At 69.5% G+C, this 2063-nt stretch carries 1 protein-coding gene; it reads left to right on the forward strand.

Going from position 1 to position 2063, the window contains the following annotated elements:
* A partial coding sequence (locus IN07_RS24255) for an exonuclease domain-containing protein (RefSeq protein ID WP_231558503.1) occupies positions 1–2050 on the forward strand: 2050 nt, incomplete at its 5' end.
* Positions 2051–2063: the final 13 nt, after the last annotated feature.

The raw sequence follows: 2063 nt of genomic DNA on the forward strand, positions 1-2063 counted from the left end.
CCGGGGGGTCAAAGTTCAACCGGCGCCAGGGGGTCAGTCTTCAGTCGGCATCGACACCACGCTCGGAACCCTGCCGATCGACTATCCGCTGATGCCCGGGTCCCTGCTCATCTTCGGCGGACGACGCTGGAAGGTGTTGGCGGTCGACTCGCACGAAAAGGTCATCGAACTCATTCGGTCGTCTGGAGGACGGCCACCGACGTTCACCGGCGCCGGCGCCGCGGTTGATGACAGGGTCCGCCAGGAGATGCGGCGTGTGTACCTAAGTGCCGACGTCCCGGCCTACCTGGATGCGACGGCGGTCCAGTTGCTCACCGAGGGCCGCAACAACTTCGCCCGATTCGGGCTCGGGGCGGACCCTCTGCTGAACATTGGCGCAGACACGTTGATCTTCCCGTGGCGCGGAGATCGCGTCTGCTCGACGCTCGCGGTGGCCCTGACCGCTGCCGGCGTCGAGGTGGCCCAAGACGGTGTCTGCCTGACAATGAGCAACTGCACGCGAGAGCAGGCCTTGAGCCGCCTCGCCGAGCTGGTCGAGCAGGGCGCCCCCGAGCCCGCCGCGCTGGCTGCCAGAATCGACAACAAGATCGTCGAAAAGTACGACGAGCAGCTCAGCGAGGAGCTGCTCAACGAGGGCTTCGCCGCGCGCAGCATCGATGTCGAAGGCGCCTGGGAGGCCGCGCGCCAGCTACTGCAAGAGGCTCGAGACGTCGCCGCCGATCGGCCGGACGACGTACGCAGCACCTCAACAGCGGCGCCATCGTCGGTGACGGCCGCCAACGTGTCGGCGCACGGCGTATCCGCCCGACCCGCCGCGGCGGAGGCGCCCCGCCTGGCCCCGACGACGTCGGCCACTGGAGCAGGCCGGCGACCGCACGGCCGCCCGGAGCTCGGCACCACCCCCTTCGCCGTGGTGGACGTGGAGACGACGGGCTTCTCCCCGCGGCTCCATGACCGGATCGTGGAGATCGCGATCGTCCGAACCACACCGGACGGCACCATTGAGGACTCCTGGTCGACGCTGCTGAATCCGCAACGCGACCTCGGCCCGACGCACGTGCACGGAATCCGCGGGGCCGATGTGCTCGACGCGCCCAGGTTCTTGGATGTGGCAGGGGATGTCGCCGACAGGCTCGACGGGGCCGTAGTGGTCGCCCACAACGCCCGCTTCGATCTCGGGTTCGTGTCATCGGAGTTCACGCGTCTGGGGACGGCGCCCCCCACCTGGCCGGCGCTGTGCACCCTCGCGCTGTCGTATCGGTTGGGAGCGTTCGGTGGTGGCCGGCTGGCCGACTGCCTGACGGCAGAGTCGCTCACCCACCCGGGCGAGCACACGGCCTTGGGCGATGCGAGAGCGACAGCCGACCTTCTGGCCGTTTACCTGCGGCGCGCCGGCGGGGGCACGCTGACCGACCTTGGCTGCGTGCCCGACGTGTGGCCCGAGCCACCGAGCTGGTCCGTGTGGCCGATCGGCGGCCCGGTGCGACCCCGCCCTTCGCGATCTCGGCCGGAGGCCTCGCCACTGGTCGCGCTGATCCGGCACCTTCCCGCGCACAACGTAGGAAGCGCAACGGAGTCAGCCGATACCGCGGCATACCTCGATGTGCTGTCACGGGCCCTGGAGGACCGGCGTTTGGACTCAGCGGAGGTGCGCACCCTCGCCGACATAGCCCGGGCGTGGGGGCTCTCGCGCTCGGACGTGCACCGTGCCCACATGGACTACCTGGAGGCGCTGGCCCTGACGGCGCTAGGAGACGGTGTGGTCACCGACCTGGAGGCCGAGGACCTCGCGGACGTAGCGGCTGCACTCGGATTCGGAGTCGGTGAGATCGCTGCCGCCCTGCATGCGGCACGGAGCCGAACCCCGAGCCGGAGTCGAAGCGAGGATCTCCGCGGGCTCGGCGTGTGCTTCACCGGCGCACTCCAGACGCGCATTCAGGGACAGCCCATCACCCGCGACCAGGCACATGCGCTTGCGCGCGCTGCAGGCTTGGTCGTGCATGAAGGGACTGCTGCACGGATCGGTGACAGGTTGGGTCAGGCTGCCTGAGCGGCCAGTGTGG

This window comes from Modestobacter caceresii (assembly GCF_000761485.1).
Taxonomy (GTDB): Bacteria; Actinomycetota; Actinomycetes; order Mycobacteriales; family Geodermatophilaceae; genus Modestobacter; species Modestobacter caceresii.